19 protein-coding genes and 1 tRNA gene are annotated in these 19,360 nt (G+C 64.1%); 13 read left to right on the forward strand and 7 right to left on the reverse strand.

Translation table 11 applies throughout. From position 1 onward, the window contains the following. Positions 1-271 precede the first annotated feature (271 nt). Entirely contained in the window at positions 272-748 is a 477-nt protein-coding gene (locus NKH51_RS06745; protein WP_254764476.1) for an NYN domain-containing protein, read from the forward strand. Here NKH51_RS06745 and NKH51_RS06750 read toward each other — a convergent pair. Both NKH51_RS06750 and NKH51_RS06755 read right to left on the reverse strand, forming a co-directional pair. Next, positions 745-1,017: a DUF7513 family protein gene (locus NKH51_RS06750; protein ID WP_254764477.1), complete on the reverse strand. Its 273-nt coding sequence runs from the start codon at positions 1,015-1,017 to the stop codon at positions 745-747. The two genes, NKH51_RS06745 and NKH51_RS06750, sit on opposite strands and share 4 nt — an antisense overlap. After that, on the reverse strand, positions 1,014-2,561 hold the full coding sequence (locus tag NKH51_RS06755) for a Na+/H+ antiporter NhaC family protein (protein ID WP_254764478.1): 1,548 nt from the start codon (positions 2,559-2,561) through the stop codon (positions 1,014-1,016). Before NKH51_RS06755 ends, NKH51_RS06750 begins: the two co-directional genes overlap by 4 nt. A gap of 196 nt (positions 2,562-2,757) precedes the next feature. Here NKH51_RS06755 and NKH51_RS06760 point away from each other — a divergent pair, with 196 nt between their 5' ends. From NKH51_RS06760 to gcvPB, 7 genes are all read left to right on the forward strand, one after another. Next, positions 2,758-3,609: a TatD family hydrolase gene (locus NKH51_RS06760; RefSeq protein WP_254764479.1), complete on the forward strand. Its 852-nt coding sequence runs from the start codon at positions 2,758-2,760 to the stop codon at positions 3,607-3,609. A 173-nt stretch (positions 3,610-3,782) separates the two neighbouring features. Continuing rightward, on the forward strand, positions 3,783-4,361 hold the full coding sequence (locus NKH51_RS06765) for a DUF2150 family protein (protein ID WP_254764480.1): 579 nt from the start codon (positions 3,783-3,785) through the stop codon (positions 4,359-4,361). A gap of 78 nt (positions 4,362-4,439) precedes the next feature. Next, on the forward strand, positions 4,440-5,993 hold the full coding sequence (locus tag NKH51_RS06770; RefSeq protein ID WP_254764481.1) for a hypothetical protein: 1,554 nt from the start codon (positions 4,440-4,442) through the stop codon (positions 5,991-5,993). Positions 5,994-6,116: 123 nt separating this feature from the next. Then, positions 6,117-7,454 (forward strand): hydroxymethylglutaryl-CoA synthase, encoded by a 1,338-nt coding sequence (gene hmgB / locus NKH51_RS06775; protein WP_254764482.1) that lies wholly within the window; start codon positions 6,117-6,119, stop codon positions 7,452-7,454. A gap of 173 nt (positions 7,455-7,627) precedes the next feature. Continuing rightward, positions 7,628-8,827 carry an AI-2E family transporter gene (locus tag NKH51_RS06780; protein ID WP_254764483.1) on the forward strand — a complete coding sequence of 400 codons (1,200 nt, stop codon included), beginning with the start codon at positions 7,628-7,630 and terminating at the stop codon, positions 8,825-8,827. Positions 8,828-8,974: 147 nt separating this feature from the next. Then, positions 8,975-10,312, forward strand: coding sequence for an aminomethyl-transferring glycine dehydrogenase subunit GcvPA (gene gcvPA / locus NKH51_RS06785; protein WP_254764484.1), 1,338 nt, complete (start codon positions 8,975-8,977; stop codon positions 10,310-10,312). Next, positions 10,309-11,850 (forward strand): aminomethyl-transferring glycine dehydrogenase subunit GcvPB, encoded by a 1,542-nt coding sequence (gene gcvPB, locus NKH51_RS06790; RefSeq protein ID WP_254764485.1) that lies wholly within the window; start codon positions 10,309-10,311, stop codon positions 11,848-11,850. The genes gcvPA and gcvPB overlap by 4 nt, the downstream gene beginning before the upstream one ends. Before the next feature lie 38 nt (positions 11,851-11,888). Here the strand turns inward: gcvPB and NKH51_RS06795 are convergent, their stop codons facing one another. After that, positions 11,889-12,065, reverse strand: coding sequence for a DUF7838 family putative zinc beta-ribbon protein (locus NKH51_RS06795; protein ID WP_254764486.1), 177 nt, complete (start codon positions 12,063-12,065; stop codon positions 11,889-11,891). A 137-nt stretch (positions 12,066-12,202) separates the two neighbouring features. Here NKH51_RS06795 and NKH51_RS06800 point away from each other — a divergent pair, with 137 nt between their 5' ends. Both NKH51_RS06800 and NKH51_RS06805 read left to right on the forward strand, forming a co-directional pair. After that, positions 12,203-12,736: a cob(I)yrinic acid a,c-diamide adenosyltransferase gene (locus tag NKH51_RS06800; RefSeq protein WP_254764487.1), complete on the forward strand. Its 534-nt coding sequence runs from the start codon at positions 12,203-12,205 to the stop codon at positions 12,734-12,736. Positions 12,737-12,858: 122 nt separating this feature from the next. Continuing rightward, positions 12,859-13,008: a hypothetical protein gene (locus tag NKH51_RS06805; protein WP_254764488.1), complete on the forward strand. Its 150-nt coding sequence runs from the start codon at positions 12,859-12,861 to the stop codon at positions 13,006-13,008. An 84-nt stretch (positions 13,009-13,092) separates the two neighbouring features. On the opposite strand, the gene NKH51_RS06810 is transcribed toward NKH51_RS06805, so the two are convergent. Beyond that, a complete protein-coding gene (locus NKH51_RS06810; protein ID WP_254764489.1) occupies positions 13,093-14,877 on the reverse strand; it encodes an adenine deaminase C-terminal domain-containing protein in 1,785 nt (594 codons plus the stop codon). A gap of 117 nt (positions 14,878-14,994) precedes the next feature. On the opposite strand from NKH51_RS06810, the gene NKH51_RS06815 reads away from it, so the two are divergent. Together NKH51_RS06815 and NKH51_RS06820 are read left to right on the forward strand one after the other, a co-directional pair. Beyond that, positions 14,995-15,273: a DUF7553 family protein gene (locus NKH51_RS06815; RefSeq protein ID WP_254764490.1), complete on the forward strand. Its 279-nt coding sequence runs from the start codon at positions 14,995-14,997 to the stop codon at positions 15,271-15,273. A gap of 40 nt (positions 15,274-15,313) precedes the next feature. Beyond that, a tRNA-Val gene (locus tag NKH51_RS06820) sits at positions 15,314-15,388 on the forward strand. A 660-nt stretch (positions 15,389-16,048) separates the two neighbouring features. Here the strand turns inward: NKH51_RS06820 and NKH51_RS06825 are convergent. The 3 genes from NKH51_RS06825 to NKH51_RS06835 form a co-directional block, all read right to left on the reverse strand. After that, the gene (locus NKH51_RS06825; protein ID WP_254764491.1) at positions 16,049-16,516 is read right to left on the reverse strand and encodes an HNH endonuclease; all 468 of its coding nucleotides are present in this window, start codon (positions 16,514-16,516) and stop codon (positions 16,049-16,051) included. Positions 16,517-16,811: 295 nt separating this feature from the next. Beyond that, a complete protein-coding gene (locus tag NKH51_RS06830; protein ID WP_256527521.1) occupies positions 16,812-17,120 on the reverse strand; it encodes a putative quinol monooxygenase in 309 nt (102 codons plus the stop codon). Positions 17,121-17,129: 9 nt separating this feature from the next. After that, positions 17,130-18,467, reverse strand: a complete 1,338-nt coding sequence (locus tag NKH51_RS06835) for a cytochrome P450 (protein ID WP_254764493.1) — start codon at positions 18,465-18,467, stop codon at positions 17,130-17,132. Between the two features lie 204 nt (positions 18,468-18,671). On the opposite strand from NKH51_RS06835, the gene NKH51_RS06840 reads away from it, so the two are divergent. Further along, positions 18,672-19,355: a cysteine hydrolase family protein gene (locus NKH51_RS06840; protein WP_254764494.1), complete on the forward strand. Its 684-nt coding sequence runs from the start codon at positions 18,672-18,674 to the stop codon at positions 19,353-19,355. Positions 19,356-19,360: the final 5 nt, after the last annotated feature.

The raw sequence follows: 19,360 nt of genomic DNA on the forward strand, positions 1-19,360 counted from the left end.
GACGACAGTCACCATTCCGTGAAATTAGTAAACTCTTATCGAACTCAGAACCGTTTATCCAGGAACGTTTCGGAGTGACTGTCGAAGAACGAAACCGGAAGCTGACTTAAAGCGAGAATCTGTACAGTCGGCCGCTGAAGCGGCGAGATCGAGCCGAAGAAACGATCCCGGCGTTTTCGCCGGACGGCTCTGGAACCGACCGTACGTCGGGCCGACGCGGCTGTCGCCCCGTTTCGCCACACCTATCTCACGGCCGTGGCAACGCTCGAGCATGTTCGACCGCGTTCGCGCTCGTCTCTCCCGATCCGGCGATCGACAGCCCCCCGCCGAGCCGTCGGTGGGGCTGTTCGTCGACGGACCGAACGTCTTCCGCGAGGAGTTCGACGTCGACCTCGACGACCTGCGCGACGCGGCGAGCGACCTCGGCCGAGTCGGCGTCATCCGACTCTACCTCGACGAACACGCCACGCCCGGACTCATCCAGGCCGCCGAAGCCCGCGGCTTCGAGGTCGTCGTCACCAGCGGCGATGTCGACGTGAAACTCGCCGTCGACGCGACCGCGCTCGCCGGCGACGGCACCATCGACCGACTCGCGATCGCCTCGCGCGATACGGACTTCAAGCCCGTCCTCGAGTACGCGGGGACCGTCGGCGTCGAGACGATCGCCATCGCGCCCGGCACCTACGGTCGCTCTGACGCGCTGCGGAACGCGGCCGACGAGGCGGTGACGCTCGAGGACGGGAACTAGCCGCTGTAGGAACTCTCGCCGACGATTTCGATCAGCTCGCCGCGACCTGTCGCGGTCGTCTCGTCGAACTCGGTCACGCGGACACGGACCTGTTTCTCGACCGCTTCCGGCCCGGCACCCTCGACGACCAGTTCGGTGTCGCCGACGTACGCCCGACCGCTGGTGCCGTTGGTCTCCGCAACGAAGACATCGATCTCGCTTCCTTCCTCGAGGCTCGGCCGATTGGCTCGGAACCGCCAGCCCTTGAGGTACTTGCCGAAGAGGCTCATACGCGGGCCACCTCCTCACTCTCGCGGTCGATAACGTACTCGCGACCGAAGCCGGTCAGCGCGGCGACGATGAACACCGCCACGAGCAGCCAGCCCTGGAAGACGAACGGCACGACATCGATCGGCGTAACGAGCATCGACTGGTCGAACCACTCGTACTCGCCCGGCAGGTTCTGCATCGCGCTGTACCCCGCGAGGACGCCGCCCGACCACGGGAAGATGTAACCCAGCGCGGCGGTCTGGCCGTCCAGAATGTTCGCGCGCCGGTAACCGTTCAGGTTGAACCGTTCGCCGATCTTCGAGATGTAGGGGCCGATCGCGACCTCGGCGGCGGTGTTGATCGTGATGATCGCGTTGATCAGCGCCGTCGAGGCCACCATGGTGAGTTCCGCGTTGCGGACGTTCGTCGCGAGGTTCTCGATCGACCACTCGAGCAGCACCTCGAAGGCCCCGCCGCGGATCATGATCTGAGCCGCGCCGATGATCAGCAAGACGAGGATCGACAGCTCGAGGAAGCCGGCGACGCCGGTCATGAGGCTCCCGGTGACGCCGACCGCGTCGGGGTTCTCGACGACCGTGAGGAACGGCAGTCCGGCCAGGGGTTCGGCCAGCGGGGCGTCCGGCGGCGCGTTGAACATGACCATGTCGCCGATGCCGGCGAGGCCGAAGACGAGGTTGAAGACGACGGCGAGGACGATCCCCCAGGAGATCGCTTCGACGATGTGACGGCCGGCGATCGCCGCGCCGATGACGGCGAGCATCGAGAGCACGTGGACGAGCCCGATCGCCTCGCTGCCCGAGAGGAAGATCTCCTGGGCTTGCGCGCTGATCTCGAGGCCGTCCATCGCACCGCCGGCGACGACGTAGCCGACGAAGGCGATCGCCGCGGCGATGATCACGTACTTGAATCGAGAGGCGACGACACCGCCGATGTCGGCGTCCTGCGTGACGGCGCTGACGATCGTCGTGTCGCTGACGGGCGCGAGATTGTCACCGAAGATCGCGCCCGAGAGGATCGCCCCGAACAACAAGACGGGGCTCGCACCGAGCAGGACGCCGGCGGGGAAAAAGAGGCCGACGAAGGCGACGCTCGCGCCGTAGCCGGTCCCGATCCCGGTCGTAAAGACGGCCGCCAGGACGAACGTGATCGCCGGGAACAGCGCCGCGCCGATGCCCGCCGCGTCGGCGAGCCAGACGAGGCCGCCGACGAAGCCGCCGTCCTGAAGCAGTTGGGCGAACATGCCGGCCCAGATCCACGCCACGATCGCCGTCACGGCGACCGGCTGGGTCATCCCTTCGAAGATCGTGTTCGCGTAGGTCCGCCAGTTCCCGCGGACGAAGAACATCCCGAGGATGAGCCCGATCAGGATGCCGACGATGAGCCCACCCGTGTCGCCGATCCGCCAGAGGGCGGTCTGGACGATGGCCCAGACGATGAAAAACGCGATCGGGAACGCGCTCATTCCGCGGCCGCCGTAGAACTCGACGGCCGGACCGCCGCTGTCGGGTGTCGTGAACTGATCGGTCGGTTCGTCGTTACTCATAGTACCACACGTTCACAGTAACTGTAACAAACATACTTATAATTCAGACGGGAGCGAAGCCACGATTGGTTCGGTCATCGTCTATCCCTCGTTCGATACGCACGACGGTGCTCATTTACTCGTCGGTTTCGACCGGCAGCGGGGGACGCGCTCGAGAGTCGGTGACTTTTCGAGCGCGGCCCGCCCAGTACCGCGTATGATCGACGATCGGCCGGTACTGGACGACCACCTCCACCTCGATCCGGACCACCACCGAGGCATCGACGCCGTCAGGGACTTCGCCCGCGTCGGCGGCACCCACCTGCTCGTGGTGAATAAGCCTTCCTGGCACCTCGGCGTCGAGGCCGAGACCGGCGAGGACTTTCGCGAGGTGTTCGAGCGGACGATCGAGATCGTCGACGAGGCCTCGAGCGAACTCGAGGGTCGCGCCTGGCCCGTGCTGGGCGTCCACCCCGGACTCGTCTCGCGGCTGGTCGACGAGCGCGGCTTCGCGCCCGACGAGGCCCGCGATCTCATGCAGGCGGGGATCGACGTGGCGGCCGAGTACGTCGAATCCGGCGATGCGCTGGCGCTGAAATCCGGGCGGCCCCACTACGAGGTCGACGACGATGTCTGGGCGGCGTCGAACGCGGTCATGCGCCGGGCGTTCGAACACGGGGCCGACCTCGAGTGTGCCGTCCAACTGCACGCCGAGGCCAGCGAGGACATGACCGAGGTCGCCGAGTGGGCGGAAGACGCCGGCATGCCGGCCCACCGCGTCGTCAAACACTACGCGGGCGGCCGCCTCGAGGGGCCGACCCCGAGCGTGATGAGCGACAAGGAGCGCCTCGAGACGGCCGCCGAACGCGGCGAGCCGTTCCTGATGGAGACCGACTACATCGACGACCCCGACCGGCCGGGGGCGGTGCTCGGCCCCAAAACCGTTCCGCGACGCGTTCGCTGGCTGCTCGAGAACGGCCACGACGAGGCGGTCGAACTCGCCCACGTGGAGACGCCGATGGACGTCTACGGGATCGACACCGAGGCGACCCTCGAGCTGGACCGGTGACCCCGACACGTCCTCGAGTGTGATCGTTCGCTCGAGACAGGCCCTCAGGAGAGGCACCGAGGCCCAGATCGGGAACCTGAGTGGCTCTCGGAGCACTACAGAGAAAATTGAACATTCAACCGAGCTGGCTCATGTAGAGAAAGGCATTTCAAGCGGCCGGTGTAGGTGTCTGTATGAGCAATCCCCCGACCGAGTTCTACTCGGAGGAACGCTGGCAGAACTGGATCGATCGCATCAAAGACGAAGATATCGATCCGGAAAACGAAGACTCGGCTCGACTCCTGCTCAATCTGCAGGACGACACGGCGATCGCGATCGCGAAGATCGTCGCCGCCTACGACGACGGGGAACTCGACCAGGAGGAAGCGCTCGAGGAGATCAACGACGTTCGCGAGATCGTCCTCAGCGAGGTCGACATCGAGGACGAGGAGAAACTGATCCTCGTCGACGGCGTCCAGACCAGTCTCGTTTGCGTCTTCTTCGCCGCCGAAGAGTTCATCGCCAACGGGCCGGCCGAGGACGGCAGCGTTGCCGACTATCTCGGCGCCGCCGCCGACGCCGAAGCCGAGGAAGATCTCGACGCCGCGCTGGGCTATGCCGCACAGGCGGGGACGCTCATTATCGACGAGGAAGACCTCGACATGACCGTCGCCGAGGATCTCGAGTACGGACTGGTCACCGAGTGGATCAACGGACTCGACAGCCTCCAGAGCGCGATGAGCGACCCCGAAGTCGTCGAAGAAGACGAGTAACGTCCGCTTTTGGACCCGTTCCGAATTCCGCGCCTCGAGAGCCATCAGACGTTTAAGCGGCGGCGACTATCCTCGCCTATGTCACGGTGGCGAGACGACCGAGCGGTGACCGTCCAGATCGGGGCGGTGTTGCTTCTCGCCATCGTGTTCGCCGCACTCGCGCTGTATCAGGTCAACGCCGTGCCAGCGGAGAACGGGGCGATCGAGAGCCAGCACAACGGAGCGGTTCAAAACGAGTTACAGGAGTTGCGAAACGCGATCCGGAACGTCGGCACCGACGGCGGCTCAGCGTCCGTCTCCGTCACGCTCGGCACCCAGTACCCCTCCCGAACGTTTCTGACGAATCCGATCGATCCGACGGGGACGCTCGAGACGACGGGCACGGCGAACGTGTCGATCGACAACGCGAGATTCGCGGGTGATTCGGGCGACTACGACGGCGATCCGTCGAACCTGACACAGGGGACTCACGCGACGACCTCGCTCGTCTACCGGCCCGACTACAACGAGTATCGGAGCGCGCCGACGACTCGAATCGAACACGGTCTCGCGTACAACGAGTTCGAGAACGCGACGATCCCGTTGACCGAGCAGGGACTGGTCAGCGACGGCACGGTCCGGCTCGTTCTCCTGAACGGCAGTCTCTCGAAGTCAAGACGCGGTGCGGTTTCGCTCGACCCGGCGGTTCTCAGCGGTCCGAGCGACCCCGTTCCCATCGAGGACGACGGGAGTGGGAACATCACGCTGTCCGTCCCGACACACGCCCCCAGCGCGTGGAACGAAACGATCGGAACTGCGTTCGGTGACGGCGAATCGAACGCTCGAGTCGTGTCCTATGCGGCCGGAACGCTTCGAATTGAACTCGCTCAGCGAAGAGAGCCCTACGACCTTCGGGTGGCGCGCGTCGGCATCGGCGATTCTGATGACCCGAGCGACGAGTTCGACGTTCACCGGCGACAGGGGGGCAACGGGACCGGGGCGAGCCCAGCATACTACGTCGACTGGGGGGACCCGTCGGGTCAATCGAGCGTCGACGACGGCAACTGTAGCGCGGACTCCTGCGTCGTCACCGGTTCCTCGGTCGATCTGACGATGGAGACAGACGGCGTCGTCGACGGTGCGACCGTCGAGTACGCGGTGAGCGATCGAAGCGTGGGGACCGTTTCGCCGGCCGAAGGAACGACCGGCAGCGGCGGGACGCATACAACGACGTTCTCCGTTGATTCGAACGCCCAGGACGGGGACACGGTGACCGTCTACACCTCGAGCGGGAGCGACGGCGACGCAATCGAGCTCGTGATCTCCCGGAGCGGGGCGGGCGGAGGCGGAGGTGGGTCCGGACCGTCGGTCGACTCGTTTACGACGCAGCAGCGACCCGGAAACAACGTCGGCATTCGGTACAGTTGGTCCGTCTCGTCGGCAGGAGCGGAGCTCGACACCGTCGTCGTCGAACTGTACAGGGACGGAACGTACATCGACGAGAACCAGAGGGGTGTCAGCGGTCAAACTGCCAGTACGAACAACGCGGGGTTCAACAACCTCGGCAACGGACAGGAGTACACGCTCGAGTTGACCGTCACGGACGGTAACGGAGACAGCGCAACCGCAACTCGGACGCAAGTCGCCGGGTAACACTCCGTTCGCCGACTCGACGGCACCTCTCCTCTCTGCTGCCCAGTGGTCCCATCGAGACGTTCGTTGATCGTCGAAACGGCGAACGACAATACCTTGTACTATCACCTGTATTGGAGAGGTATGACTGCAGTCGGCATCGACGCCGTCGAGATCTGGACCGGTAATCTCAAACTCGATCTTCCGGGAACGTTCGCCCCGGAGAAAGGCGAAGACCCCGAAAAGTACACGAAAGGACTCGGCCTCAACGCCAGTTCGTTCCCCGACAGCTACGAGGACATCGTCACGATGGGTGCCAATGCCGCTCATCGTCTGATGGAGCGAAAAGGCCTCGAGCCCGACGATATCGGCCGGATCGACGTTGCGACCGAGAGCGCGTTCGACAACTCGAAACCGGTTTCGACGTACGTCGCCGGCTGTCTCGAGCAAGTCTACGACGGCGACTTTCATCACGCCAACAAGGGCGAGCGCAAGTTCGCCTGTATCGCGGGAACCCAGAGCTTAGACGACGCGTACAACTGGATCCGCGCGGGTCGCAATCGCGGCCGCTCGGCGCTGGTCATCGCGACCGATACCGCGCTCTACGCCCGCGGCGACGACGGTGAAGCGACCCAGGGGGCCGGTGCCGTCGCGATGCTCATCAGCGAGGACCCGAATCTGGTCGAACTCTCCGCCGAGCAGGGCTACGGCTCGGCCGACGAGACCGACTTCTTGAAGCCCAACCAGCAGTTCCCCTCGGTCGACGGCAAGCGCTCCGTCCAGGTCTACCTTGCGCGGATGCGCGAGGCCCTCGAGGACTTCGAGAGCGTCGCGGGCGAGGTCCACGAGGACGACTTCGTCTTCGCGCCGTTCCACACGCCGTTCCCCGGCATGGTCCGAAAGGCGGCGCTGCTGGCCTACCGTCACGTCATCCGCGACACGCCCATCGAAGACGATCTCGCCGAAGAGATCGGCCGCCAGCCCCGCCCCGAGGCGTTCGACGACGACGAGGCCTACCGCGAGGCGCTCCGGGAGTACATGGACGCGCTCAAGGGCACCGACCGCTACGCCGAGTGGTACGACGCGACGATCGACCCGACGCTGACGATCTCCCGCGAAGTCGGCAACTGGTACACCGGCTCCGTTCACGTCGCCCGCGCGAGCGCGCTCAAACACGCCCTCGAGAACGACCGCGACCTGACCGGCGAGAAACTGCTCGTCGGCTCCTACGGCAGCGGCGCGCAGGCGGAGATCCACGCCGAGACGATCCGGGAGGGCTGGGAGGACGAGATCGAGTCCCTGAACGTCGACGAGCAACTCGCCGACCGCTACGAGATGGCGTGGGAGGACTACGAGGAGATCCACGACGCCCACAACCACGAGATGGACGTCGACGTCGAGGAGTTCACGACGCCCAGTGCGGAGTTCGTCTTCGACGGCTGGGGCCGGATGGGCGAGCGGAAGTACCGATACGTCGAGTAGCGGTTTGCGGGTTTTTAGTGGAGGTTTTTGCGAGCGAGCGCGCCAGCGCGAGCGAGTAAAAAGTCCGTCTGTATGAGCGAGCGGAAGTATCGGTACGTCGAGTAGCGATTAGACGGTCCCTACAGGTCGGTCGTATCAGTGGACTAATTTATAGGGCGCTCGCAATACGGCATATGGCAGACCGCCCCAGTCCGCCGGACTGGCTCGTCGAACAGCCCGGACTGACAGTTCTCGCGCTGTTGAGCGGCATCTTAGCGCTGTTCGTCGTCTTACCGTACCTCCAGTACGTCCTCTTCGGCGTCGTTCTCGCGTACATTCTCATGCCCGTCCAGCGACGACTCGAGGCGTTCGTCAGACCGACGTTCGCAGCGGTCGGCGTCGTCATCGGGACGTTACTCGTCGTGTTGCTCCCGCTCATCTACGTCGCCATCGTCGCCTTCGAGCAATCGCTCCGCGTCGTTCGCGCCATCAGGCAGGGTGAGATCGATGTCGCGACGATCGAAGAAGTCCTGGCAACCAACGGGTACGCCGTCGATTTCGCCGAGCTGTACGCGGATAATCAGGGGCGGATCGCGACGGGGCTACAAGGGCTCTCGACGGGCGCGATCGACATCGTCGGCGGCCTTCCGGGAATCTTCATCGGCTTGACCGTCACGCTGTTCGTCCTCTTCGCGCTGTTGCGCGACGGCGAGCGCCTCGTCGCGTGGTTCCAGTGGGTGTTGCCGATCGAGGACGAGGTCTTAGAGGAACTCCGCGTTGGGTTAGACCGGCTCATGTGGGCATCGGTCGTCGGCAACGTCGCCGTCGCCGCCGTGCAGGCGGTGATGCTCGGCGTCGGCCTGGCGATCGCCGGCGTCCCCGCCGTGATCTTCCTCACCGTGGCGACGTTCGTGCTCACCTTGCTCCCGCTGGTCGGTGCGTTCGGCGTCTGGATTCCGGTGGCGGTCTATCTCGTGGCAGTCGGTCGGCCCACCGCCGCGGCCGCGGTCACCGTCTACGGGCTGCTCGTCAGCTTCTCCGACTCGTACCTCCGCCCCGCGATGATCGGCCGGACGAGCGCGTTCAACTCCGCGATCGTCGTGGTCGGCATCTTCGGCGGGCTCGTCGTCTTCGGTGCCGTCGGGCTGTTCATCGGTCCCGTCGTCCTCGGCGGCGCGAAACTCACTCTCGACTGCTTCGCGCGCGAACACGTCGGCGAGCCGCCGGCCGATGCCGACCTCGAGGGGGCGGTGACCGATCCGGAGTCGACGGCCGACGCCGACGAGGCGGCGACCGAGACAGATACTGACACGGAGTCGCCGTCCGACGCGGACAGCGAATCGGAGCCGACGGCCAACACCGATTCCGACACCGGTACTGGCTCGAAGGAGTGACCGTCCGTCGGCTCGAGAGCGGAGTACCGAAACGAGTGCGTTCATAACCCCGTACCCGCTAGAGGCGTGTATCGTGTCTCGGATCGAACGCCGCGGTCGACGCGGGAGGGGATCGAACGGACCGATCGACCGGGACCACGTCTAGTCATGCACGGATCACACGCCACGGGGAGTCCGTACGCTCCCCACACGGAGGAGGACCGCACGGCGATGCTCGAGGCGGTCGGCGCGGACACCGTCGAAGAACTCTTCGACATTCCGGCCGACGTTCGGTTCGACGGCCGCTTCGAGATCGACGCGCGAACGGAGCGGGAGACGCGCCGGCTGGTACGCTCGATGCTCGGTCGCAACGACGACCTGACCGAACTGCTCGGCCGGGGCCACTACGGCTACTACGTGCCGTCGGTCGTCGACCACCTCGCCGACCGATCGGAGTTTCTCACGTCCTACACGCAGTACCAGCCCGAGATTTCCCAGGGGTTCCTGCAGGCGCTGTTCGAGTACCAGTCGCTGTTGGTCGAGTTGACCGGTCTCGAGGTCGCCAACTGCTCGATGTACGATGCGGCGACGGCGCTTGGCGAGGCCGCCACGCTTGCCGACCGCGTCCGCGACACGTCGGGCCATCGCGTGCTGGTCCCCGACTTGCTGCGCGAGGAGCGCCGGAGCACGCTCGAGAACTACGTCGCTGGCACCGACCTCGCCGTCGAAGCCTACCCGATGGACGACGGCAACGTCGATCTCGAGGGGCTCGAGGCTGTCCTCGACGAGGACGTCGTCATGTGTTACGCCGAGAACCCGACCGTCCGCGGGACGATCGAGGAGAACCTGACGGCGGTCGGCGAGTTCGCCGACGACACCGACGCGCTGTTCGTGCTTGGCTCGGACCCCGTCGCGCTGTCCCTGCTCGAGCGCCCCGCCGACGTCGGTGCCGACGTGGTCGTCGGCGACGCCAGCGTTCTCGGCCTGCCGACGAGCTACGGGATGGGACTTGGCCTCTTTGCGACCCGCAAGGATTACCTTCGGCAGGTCCCCGGCCGACTGGTCGGGGCCAGCGAGGACGCGACCGACCGACGCGCGTTCACGCTCACCCTCCAGACGCGCGAACAGCACATCCGCCGAGAGCGTGCGACGAGTAACATCTGTACGAATCAGGCGTGGGTCGCGCTCCGGACCGCGATGCACGCCGCCGCGCTCGGTCCGACCGGACTGGTCGACCTCGCGAACCGCGGCGTGACGCGCGCGGCGGCCCTCGCCGAGCGCGTCGACGACCTCGTCGGCGCGAAAGCGCCGGTTCACGACCGACACCACATCCGCGAGTTCGTCGCCCGCGTCGACCAGCCCGCTCGCGCCGTCGCCGACGACTTAGAGCGCCGCGGCTTCGCGGTTCACGTCGTCGGCGACCACGAGATACAGGTCTGCGTCGCCGGCGTCCCCGACGAGCGACTCGATCGATTCGTCGATGTCCTCGCGGAGGTGGCGCGATGACCGGTGACCGAACCGCGGACGGCGACCCGCCGCTGTCGCGGTACGACCAGGCTCGCTACATCGAAAACGGCGAGTACGAGCCGCTGCTCTCGGAGAAAGATTTGACGCGGGTCGAGATCGGCGGCGGCAGCGACGGGGGAAGCGGTGACGGTAGTAACGGGAGCGAGAACGACGGCGACGGCGGCTCGCCGCTCCCCGACGACCTGACGCGGGACTCACTCGAGTTGCCCGAACTCTCCGAGCCCGAGCTCGCGCGCCACTACACGCGGCTCTCGCAGATGATCTACGGGATCGACAGCGGCCCCTACCCGCTCGGCTCGTGTACGATGAAGTACAACCCAAGGTTCACCGAGGACGTGGCGGCGCTGCCGTCGGCGGCCGTCCACCCCGACCGCTCCGAGGAGTCGGTTCAGGGGACGCTCGAGCTCCTGTATCGGCTCCAGGACTACCTCGCTCGGATCGGCGGCATGGACGCGGTGACGCTCCAGCCGCCCGCCGGCGCGGCCGGCGAGTTCGTCGGCATCCGCGTCGCTGCGGCCTACCACGAGCACAACGGCGAGGGCCACCGCGACGAGGTCATCGTCCCCGAGAGCGCCCACGGGACGAACTTCGCGACCGCCGCGCTCGGCGGCTACGACGTGGTCTCCCTGCCCAGCGACGACGCGGGCCGGGTCGACCTCGAGGCGCTCGAGGCCGCCCTCTCGGAGAACACTGCGGCGCTGATGCTGACCAACCCGAACACGCTGGGGCTGTTCGAGCGCGATATCACCGAGATCGCCGAGATGGTCCACGACGTGGGCGGGCTGCTCTACTACGACGGAGCGAACCTGAACGCGCTGCTCGGCCGCGCGCGGCCGGGCGACATGGGCTTCGACGTGATGCACTACAACGTCCACAAGACGTTCGCGACGCCCCACGGCGGCGGCGGGCCGGGAGCCGGGCCGGTCGGCGTCGTCGAGGAGTTGGCCCCGTTCCTGCCCGCACCGCGCGTCCGAGAACGCGAGGAGCGGTCGAACGCCGGCGAGGGGCTCTACGAACGCTTCGAGCCCGAACACACCATCGGCAAGGTCCACGGCTTTGACGGCAACTGGCTGGTGCTGATCAAGGCATTCGCCTACATCGCCCGGTTGGGCGACGAGGGGCTCGCGGACGCCAGTGCCTCCGCAGTGTTGAACGCGAACTACCTCGCCGAGGGGATCGAGTACGACGTGCCCTACGGCCCGTTCCACCACGAGTTCGTCGCCAGCGCCGGCGAACAGGACGCCGCAGACGTAGCCAAACGAATGCTCGACCACGGCGTCCACCCGCCGACGACCAAGTGGCCCGAGATCGTCCCCGAGGCCCTGATGACCGAGCCGACCGAGGTCGAGAGCAAGGCGACGCTCGATCGGCTCGCCGCCGCGTTCAACGCCGTCGCCGGCGAGGACAGCGAGACGCTCGAGACCGCGCCGGAGCGAACGACCGCACGCCGGATCGACCAGACGAGCGCCGCGCGGAACCCGCGGCTTTCGTGGCAGGCGCTCGAGGACGACTCCTGACGAAGCGGTCGGTAGAGAAAGTCGAATGCCGAACCCGGTTATGCGGCGCTCGAGTCGATGACGGTTCCGTTATCGCGGATCTGGACGAAACCGTAGTCGCAGTCGGGGCAGTGCCACTTGATCTTCTCGCCGAGGTGGAGTTCCGTGCTGGCGGCGCGGTAGAACGTCTTCTCGCCGCCGCAGTCGGGACACTCGTGGTCGAGTTCCATGGCCATACGCGGTGGTAGCGAACGGAGCGAGTTTAACGTACTGATTGCGGTGGCCGCGAGGTGGGGTTCGGTCGCCGTCGCCGACGACCGAGCGCGACTCGAGCGACGCGGAAGTTAAGTGAACGCCGTCCGTCGGTTCGGGCATGTCGATCTACACCGGTCGCGGCGACGAGGGTGAGACGGACCTCCGGGATATGACGCGCGTCTCGAAGGCCAGCGCGCGTATCGAGGCCTACGGTACTGTCGACGAACTCAACGCCCTCATCGGCACCGTCCGACCGACCGACTACGACGATATCAACGACCGGCTGGCGGAGATCCAGAATCACCTCCACGTCGTTCAGGCCGACTTCGCGAACCCCGACCCCGACGAGGACGACCCCGCGATCCGCGCCGACCACGTCGAAACCGTCGAGGACTGGATCGACAAGTACGACGAGGAACTCGAGCCGCTGACCTCCTTCATCCTGCCGACCGGGAGCGACCACGGGGCGGCGCTCCACCACGCCCGCACGGTCTGCCGGCGCGCCGAGCGCCGCGCCGTCGCGCTCGCCCGCGAGGAGGAGATCAACGAGGACGCGGTTCAGTACCTGAATCGGCTCTCTGACGGCCTGTTCACCCTCGCTCGCGTCGTCAACGCTCGAGACGGCGAACCCGAAGACGCCCCCGAGTACTAGGGTCTCGTCGGCTCGAGCCGTGTTGCAGGCGGTCGACCGCGAAGCGTCTTCGCCGTCCTGTCCGCTGACCGGCTGCCGAAACACCTTTCATTTACTCCCTCGAGAGAGATTATTACTATCGGATGTCCCCCCTGTTCATTTCGGGCGGGGTCGGTCTCTGGGAGTTGCTCGTACTGGTTCTGCTGCTCACGGTCACGTATGTCGTCCCGATACTGATCCTGCTGGCCCTCTACCGGGCGCTCAGGGGACCGAAACGCAGCGAGAGGGGATAGATGGTCGGCGGAGAACGGAGCCGATGCACGGTACGATATGGGTCGGCGTCCAGCCCGTCCCCCGACGCTTCGCCACTGAGGACCTCAGGGTGAGGGGTCGCCACTGGGCTCGAGCCCGACGACGGATCGACCGAGCACGTCGGCGTAGCCCGACGGCGTCAGCTTCAGTGCGGGGACGCCAGGGAACGTGAGCGTCTGGACGGTCAACAGCGGCAGGTCGACATCGACGCCGCTCTCGCGGAGCGCATCGACGACCGCGTCGCTGGCGGTCGCGAACACGTCGGGGGGCATCTCGGCGGCGGTCGCGGCGATCGGCGTCGCGAGGTCGGCGACGATCTCGCCGCTCCGGGCGACCGCGAAGCCGCCGCCCATCGCGGTGACGCGCTCAGCGGCGACGACGGCGTCGTCGGTGTCCGCCGCGACGGTCACCAGCCCGGTCGATTCCCAGGTGCCAGTCGTGGCGACGGCACCCGTCTCGAGCCCGTAGCCGGTCAGAAAGCCGGTGAAGCCACGCTCGTCGGTCGCGGGATCGCAGTCGAGCAGCGTCGCAGTGAGAGCGTCGTGCTCGGGTGCAGGACCCAGTCGCCGCGCTGTCCCGTCGTCGCTGTCATCGCCGTTGGCACCGACGATACCGGCCTCGACGGTCGTCTCGGTGGTCACGAGCCCGCGACCGACATCCATCGCGCGAACGGTACCGTCGGGTGCCGCCTCGAGCGGCGCGGTGAACCGCTCGCGGTCGGTCGCGACCGAGACGGTGTCGTAGACGTAGTCGGGATACGGATCGGTTCTGGCGTCGACGATCGGTTCCCCGTTCGAGACGGCGAGGTCGCCGTCGGCCACGACCGTCTCGACGCCCATCGTCTCAAGGTCATCGACGACGAGCAGGTCGGCCGCGGCTCCGGGTGCGACGACGCCCCGCCCCGTCAGCCCGAAGTGTTCGGCGGGGTTCCGTGTCGCCGCGTCGATCGCGTCCGCCGGTCGGATTCCGGCGTCGATCAGCCGGCGGACGACCTCAGCCATCCCGAACCCATCGAGGAGGTCTGCCGACGCGACGCCGTCGGTCGACAGCGAGACGCTCCCGCGGTCGAGGTCGGGAAAGGCCTCAATCAGCGCGCCGAGATCGTCCCGGTTGGAGCCACAGCGGCCGACCACGTGGATGCCGTTATCGGCCCGCGCACGGATTCCGTCGGCCGAAATCGCCTCGTGGTCGTTGTCGACCACGGTCGCGAACGCCCGGAGCGACTCGCCGCGACAGCCCGCGCCGTGGCCGACGATCGTCGCGTCTACTTCGCGTGCGCGCTCGTAGAGTGCCTCGAGCGGTGCGTCCCGGCCGACGACGTGGATCCAGTCGATCTCGCCCACGCCGACGACGCGCTCGTGCTCGAGCAGATCGGCGAGTGCCTCGAGTTCGGCCGGCGATCCGGTCGCGGGTTCGAACGTGTCGACGAACCCCTGGGGCGGGAGCGAGACGTACGTCGACACCGGACAGTCGGCGGTTCGCTCGAGGAAGGTGTCGACGCCGCGGCTGCCGAACAGCAGTCCGAGCCCGGAGCTTTCGGTGACGATCGACGTGGTTCCGGTCGCGAGCAGGTCGGGAACCGTCCGATCGAGGATGAGTTCGATGTCGGCGTGCGTGTGGGCGTCGATCAGCCCCGGGAGGACGACCCGATCCGCGGCCGAGACGACCGTCGTCTCCGGCCCGATCACGGCGTCGGCGTCCGCGAGTAGTGCAGCGATCCTGTCGCCGACGACCGCCACGTCGCGCTCGAGGAACTCCCTGCGGTTCGAACAGTAGACGCGTCCGTCTTCGACGACCAGGTCGGCGGTCGCCCCATCGCGCTCGAGGGCGACCGGCTGTAACTCGTTCATGGAGGGAGATTCACGCGCCGACACCTAAACCGATCCGTCCGTTCCAGGCCACCAGCGAATTCTGACCTTCGCGAAAGAACTATATTCTCGCCCGACCTCAGTTTGGGATAGAGTACCATGAACAGGCACTTCCACGACAGCCGCTACTACCTCTCGCGAGCCGTCGAACACGCCCGACTCGGCGTCACGGAGTCCGTAGCGCCCCTCGTAAGCCGGGTTCGGTCGCGGATCGGCCGGGACGAGCCCGAAGGGGAGGAGCCGAGCCGGGTCGACCGCGTTCGCGAGGACGTGACCGCGCTCGAGCGACGCGCCGAAACGCGCGTTCGCCGTACAGTCGGCTCCGCGCGCACTCGCGTCGGCCGGAGTGGCTCGAGCGACGCCGACGACGAGCGCTGAAAGGAAGCCTTAAGTCGAACGCACGGGTATCGCCTCGTGCGGGTTGGTGATCTAGTCCGGTTATGATACCTCCTTCACACGGAGGAAGTCGGCAGTTCAAATCTGCCCCAACCCATTTTTACTGACGCAACGACGAGGAGCAGAGCGACGAGTCTGCGTCAGTAAAAATGGTCGGCAGTTTGAATTAGACGAGACGCGCACAGCGGAGCGAGCACGTCTCGGCGTAGTTCAAATCTGCCCCAACTCACTCGCTCGCTTCACGCTCGCGAAACAGCAGACGTGAGCCGGTTGTTCTTAAAGGTCCGCTGCACCATTACTCCACTTTTGTGAAATAAACTGGTTGTGGTCGGTGCCGTCTTGCGATCATGTCGAAATAAGTCGTAGTTATTATATTCTCTACCGCTCAATCGTGTTGCCATCAAATCCTTTCAGCACAAAACACGCCGAGTGACAATAGAAAGCCACCGAACCGTAATTCTGATACTGTACACCTCTGTTCTCTCATCTGAAAATTTCAGCAATGGACATCCTACCAGAACCCTCCGCTTTCCATGTCCTTGATATAGTTTTGAAATTCCTGTTCTGCTTCTGAGAACGACCGAACCTCAATCGTTTCCGTCATCATGTCAGTAGTAGCATCATCCAGCAATCCTTGTGGCTCGTAGTCGTCCGTGATGACTCGAGCGCGCAATTCACCACGCTCACAAATGGCGTATACTCCGTCCTCATCCTTCTCTAGTGTCCACTTTCCGTCTCGTCTAACTGTCCCCATTATTTACACCTCTTGTAGCGCTTCTTGTTGCTTCACCTTATGTTTTAACTCCGATCTGCTGTAGACACCTCGATCGGCCTTTCTGTGGCAATTCGGACATAGAACGATGAGATTCTTCCGTGTGTTTGGTCCACCTTCCGATCTCGGTTGGATGTGGTGAACTTCCAGTAAGTCGATCTCCTCATCACAATACTCACATTGGCCATCTGCTCGATCAAGCCGTAGGTCGTTCTTCAACCGCTCCGGTGTCGGCGGCGTTTTCTCGGTGGTTGTGGCCGAATCAGCAGACGATGATTGTATCTCTCCATCAAGTTTGATTTCTGTAAATAACCAGCTGACCGCGGTGTTTAGGCCAGATTCCTTCTTGGCTGCGTTAAATCCCCATACGACATAGAGGATGCCTGCCACCGAAAGGACGAGTATGATGACCCAGATATAGGTCGCACCGATATCAAACGGGCGTTCGAACACTACGTACCCACCGAAAACGAGGGAAGCGATAAGGATCACTATCGGAGTGATTTCCCCCTCACCGTCAGTTTGGGATCTACTTCCGCTCACGATTATCAAGATAGACTAACTGAGTCTGGAATGATAGTTCTATCGTCGATCTCTTACCAGCGGGAGGCGGGGACAATCGGAGAAGTCTCCCAATCTTATTGTTACAGCACGAAGTGATTCACTGGTTGCCATATCGGGACGGAATTGACTCCCCGCCAGGATTCTCCGAGGACGGGTGCGGTGATCGACGGCAACAGTCGGGGTTTCAGGGACCTGGCACTACGGTCTCTGACGTGACAGTGAAACAGGTGAGTTCTGCCTCTTCGGCGAGGCAGGGAGCAATCTCGGACTGAAACCGCTCGAGATGCTCACTCGATTCGTGTGACTCGAAGGCCGCTTCGTCCTCGTACTGTTCGATGATCCGTAGCGTGTGCGGATCCTCGAGGTCGGCTGTGACCCGATAGTCGATGACACCGGGTTCCGCACGCGACCTGACCGCCATCTCTTCGAGCAGTTCCATCGCCGTGTCTCGGAATGCGGGTTTCACCGGGACTTCGGAGTGTGCAACGATCATGAGAGTCAGTTAGGCAGGCGTCACGGAGACGGGAAGTCGTTCGAACCCGAGTTTCGACGCCTTGGGTTTCGGCTTCAACTCGTCGTGATCGATCTCGATGTCGTCAAAGCGGTCGACGACCGTGCGCATGAGTATCGGCCCTTCGAGACGCGCGAGCGGGGCGCCGATGCAGACGTGTGCCCCGCTACCGAACGCGAGATGGTCGGGGTCTCTGCCCGGTGTGAACGTTTCGGGGTCCTCATACTTTTGCGGATCGCGGTTCGCTGCGCCGAGCCACAAGACGACGGTTTCGCCCTCGGGAATTTCCGTCTCGTGTAGCGTCACGGGGTCGGTCGTCTCGCGGACTCGAGACTGTAACGGACTCCGGTATCGCAGCACTTCCTCGAGAACGACCTCCATCTCGTACTCCGAAGGCTGTTCGAACAACCCGTGTCGATCGAAGAGATAGAGGGCGTTCGAGAGGAACTCGGATATCGTTCCCTGTCCCGCCATGATGAAATCGAAGCAATTCGCGCCAATCTCCTCGTCGCTCAGTTCGGATTCCGCGACGAGACGGGAGACGAGATCGTCACGCGGGTCGGTCTTTCGAGCGTCGACTAGCTGTTCGAAGTACTCGACCGTGGCGTCCATCGCGGCCGGGTTCTCGCTCTCCGCAGCGCTGTACTCTTTGTTCATCACCTTCCGAAACGTCTCCAGCCACGAGAGCAACTGCTGGTGGTCGGACTGTGGGATACCGACTAACTGCATGACCACTCGCAACGGGACCGGCACTGCGAAGTCTGCGACGAAGTCGAACGCCGGACCATCCTCGAGCGCGATGTCGAGTTGCGAGCGAGCGATATCCGAGATCGTGTGCTCGAGATCGCGTAAGATATCCGGTCTGAAATATTCGAACAGTTGGTGTTTCATCCGACTGTGTCCCGACCCGTCGGACCACACTATCGCGTTGTCGATGTACGAAAACGGGTTCGGAACCGACATCCGGGGCCGAGAGAGTTTCTTGCGGACGAGTCGCTCGTCGTCTTGGAGGGCTGCTTTGACGTGTTCGTACGAGAAGACATCGTATACCCCTCGATCACCGTCGTAGTGGATCGGACTGGCCTGACGCTTGCGGTCGTACCACCCGAAGGGGTCGTGTGCTGCCTCACGGGAGCGGAGTGGCTCCGGGTGTGACTCGGGAAAATCGCTGTTTTCGCTCGAATACGATCCTGAGCTCATACTGAGAGAGACAATCGACCATCCTAAACCAGTTTCGTAATATATATGGATGTATGATTCGAGGTTTCGGTATATTAGTGTCTTGCACCCACTGTAATTGCTGTTTGGTGGCCATATAATCAGTAGCATCTCCCTTGTTGTGTTTAAGCAGGTTCCACGCTCGGACCGCACGATAGGGCCAAACACCCCAGCTCGAGGAAATCAATAGCGGTGATTTCCAAGACGCGGGTCGAATCCGCATCCCACCATCGATAGTATTCGCCAGCTCGCGCTATTTTTGCACAAAAACGAACCTATTCGCCATTTCACTTCCTGTTGGTAGCAAGCGTTGTCATGATCCCAACTCAGCCAGGTCCTATCGGCACGACACCAGCGTTGCTCATCATCGATCCACAGTATGACTTTTTGGATCCGGACGGAGCGGTCTATTGCCCGTGTTCGTCAGTCGAATCCACGGCGCAGGTGGCCGAGAACATTCGAACCGTGGCCGCTGCCGCTCGTAAGGCGGATTTGCCGGTGATCTGGACGAAAGAATCTCATCGAACGGATCGATCGGACTACGGTGCGGAGTTGCTCTCGGTCGAGCGAGATCATACCCTTGCCGGTACTGAGGGGGAACAGTTCCTGTCGACGTTTTCCGTCGCGGACGGCTTCCCCCCAGCGGAGTATCTGGTACGGAAACGTCGCTACAACTGCTTTCACAACACAGATCTCGAGCATCTCCTTTCGACGTTCGATATCGACACGCTGCTACTCGCCGGCGTCACGACCAACGTCTGCGTCCACTACACGGCACAGGGCGCACACGAGCGCGACTACGTCTTCCGTGTCGTCGAGGAGTGTACGGCCGGTACCAGCCGATCGCTTCACGACGCCGCCCTGGAGATGCTCGAATACCTGCAACCGGACAGCGTGCAGTCGCTCGATGCCGTCACGGATGCGCTCGCGGACTACGACGGCAACGAAACCGTCGAACGCGTCAAACGGACCGGAAGCGTGGTCGATCTCGAAAGATAAGTCGC

This window comes from Natrinema marinum, from assembly GCF_024296685.1.
Taxonomy (GTDB): domain Archaea; phylum Halobacteriota; class Halobacteria; order Halobacteriales; family Natrialbaceae; genus Natrinema; species Natrinema marinum.